Here is a 2633-nt window from a genome sequence, read left to right on the forward strand (position 1 = left end):
CCCCTCAAGCGCGCCCGACACCGCGACTGGCCACCACCCGAACCGACAACAGTCACGATCGCCGAACCAGGAGCGACCTAAAGTCACCGGCATTGGGCTTAGGCCACGAGAGCTGCGCCGGAGCCGGGGAGGGTCTGCAGCGGGGAGAACCGGGGACCACGCGTCGATCACCACTGCCTCTGAGGCGTCTTTCGGTGAACGAACAGCACAGGCTGCCTATCGTCTGACGTGCAGGGATCTCAGGGTGCATGGGGTGGGGAGGTCCGGGTGGTCAGAGGCGGGTGGTGCGGGTGAAGCGGTAGGTGGCGGTGGTGAAGAGGAGGGTGCACCAGGCGGTGGCGGTGGCGGTGAGGGTGGGGAGGGAGGGCGGGGGAGGTGGCGGCGGAGCCCAGGACCGCGTAGGCGGGCATCGCCGCCAGCAGGCGCAGGGTGGCGGTGACCCGGCCCGGCGGGCCGCGGGGCGGGCCCGGGCGGTGGACGCCCGGAGGCGACCGGGTGGCCGGGTGCGGGGCTCGCAGTGTTTCGGCCAATCGTTCGATCGGGCGGCGGTGGAGGAACGCCCGATCGTTCCCGGTGCGTTACTGTCCGTTGGGACAGGTCACATTTTGGGAGATGCTGGTGAGTGATCGGTACGATGGCCGCGCCCGGGTCGGCGGGGCGGGCGAGGAGAAGCCGTTACAGGATTTCCGGCCGGACTCCCCGTTCGCATTGCAGGATATTCTCGCCGCCGCCCAGCAGCAGGAATCCGACGGGAAAACGCTGGATCCCTCTTTTGTTCCCGCCTTTCGTGAGTTCGCCGGATCGCTGGCGGAGGAGGCGGCCCTGACGCCCGCCGGGGTGGCGGTCACCCGGCAGAGGCTCACTTGTGCGCTCGCCAACCAGCTCAGAGTGCGGCAGCTGATCGAGAGCGGCCGGGTCGATCCCGGGCTCTACGGTGACGACGTCGTCTTCGTGGTGGGGCTGCCGGGCACCGGGCTCCACCGGCTCCAGCGGTTGCTCGGCCAGCACCCGGGGCTGAACATCCCGTCCATGTGGGAGGTGACCCGCCCGAGTACGGACTGGTCGCCCTGGCGTCACGACCCCTCGCGCGTCGACCCGTTCGTGTATCCGCTGTGGGAGCGGCTGGGCGGGCCCACCGGCCGGCAGCCGGATCCGGGTGCGCCGTGCGGGGACCACCTGTTGCTCACGTACGCGTTCCACGACATCGCCGCGTCCATGGAGTACCGCATTCCGGGGTACTCGGACTGGCTGGAGTCGCAGGACGCGACCGCCGCCTACGAGTTCCACCGGCTCGCGCTGTCGGTCATCCTGGAACGGGTCCCCGGCGGAAAGCCGGTGCTGGTCAGCGAGTTCCACTCGCTGCGGCTCAAGGACCTGCTGTCGGTGTATCCGAACGCCCGCATCATCAGGGTGCACCGGGACCCGCTGGAGTCGCTGGCCGACGTCTCGGCGGTCAGCACGCTGCGGCGGCGCGCCTGGTCCCTCGGGGTGGATCCGCGTGCGGTGAAGGAGGAGTGGGCGCGTCGGCTCGGTCGGGCGCTGGCCGCTCCGGAGTGGTACGACGAGTCGGTCGGGTCCAGGGTGCTGGACATCGCGTACCCGGAGCTGGTGGAGGCGCCGCTGCTCACCGTCCGGCGCGTCTGCGAGTTCATGGACGCCCCGCTGCCGAGCGGTGTCGAGCACCGCATGCTGGCGGAGGGCGAGCGCCTCGCGGAGGATCCCCTGGGAGACGTTTCCGGCGATCGAGTTGATCGGGACGATCGGGACGAACAGGGTGATCGGGACGAACAGGGCGATCGAGGTGGTCTCCTCGATCGAGTCGATCGACGCGATCGAGGCGATCAAAGGGGGCAAGCGGAACAAGGCGATCAAAGGGACCGATTCGAGACCGCCGATGTGCGACTTCCCGATATCTTCCGCGACTACCGGGAAAGCTACTGCCGGCATTGGGGCCTGGGTACGGCAATCCAATGACCGGTCCGGAGTTCCGGTGGCAGGCGATTTCGAATCGACCAATTAATCCTCCACTCGTGTTATAATCCGCGCCGGGAGTTGTATTCGAATTGGGGGCCCCTCGCCGATGAAGGCGGGTGGGGCCGAAAGGTTGGGCCGTGACGACAGTGTCCCGTGAACGCGGAAATGACATCGAGCTGTGGTGGCAGGTGTCCCGGCTGTCGACGTACGTGTCGCAGCTGCTTGAGCGCAGGCTCATGCGTTCCCACGGCATCGGCCTGACGGATTTCATCGCGCTCAGCACCATGCAGCAGTCCGAACCGAGGATGATGCAGATGCAGGAGCTGGCGGACGAGATGGGGGTCAACCAGTCGACCCTCAGCCGGGTGGCGGTCCGCCTGGAGCGCAGCGGGCTGGTGAAGCGCGCCGCCAGCGAGCACGACCGGCGTTTCGTCGTCATCCGCCTCACCGATGTCGGCCGTCGGGAGCTGGAGCTCTACTCGGCCACCTTCTCCCAGGAGCTCCACACCGCGTTCGAGATGGCCGCGCTGTCCCCGGTGCTCTCCACGTTCCTCGCCCGGATCCGTCCCGGGGAGTAGCGCTCCCGTGCCGCCCGGGGGGGGGGGGCCGCCCCCCCACCCGGCCCCCCCCCCCCCCCGAGCCAGAAAAAAAAAAACAGC

2 protein-coding genes are annotated in these 2633 nt (G+C 68.7%); both read left to right on the forward strand.

The features are described 5' to 3' along the window. The first annotated feature begins 612 nt into the window (after nucleotides 1–612). Complete coding sequence (locus tag ACFQ6N_RS11390) at nucleotides 613–1974, forward strand: sulfotransferase family protein (protein ID WP_380648548.1); 1362 nt, start codon at nucleotides 613–615, stop codon at nucleotides 1972–1974. A gap of 137 nt (nucleotides 1975–2111) precedes the next feature. Then, entirely contained in the window at nucleotides 2112–2552 is a 441-nt protein-coding gene (locus ACFQ6N_RS11395) for a MarR family winged helix-turn-helix transcriptional regulator (RefSeq protein WP_380648549.1), read from the forward strand. Nucleotides 2553–2633: the final 81 nt, after the last annotated feature.

This window comes from Kitasatospora sp. NPDC056446, assembly GCF_042796115.1.
Lineage (GTDB): Bacteria > Actinomycetota > Actinomycetes > Streptomycetales > Streptomycetaceae > Kitasatospora.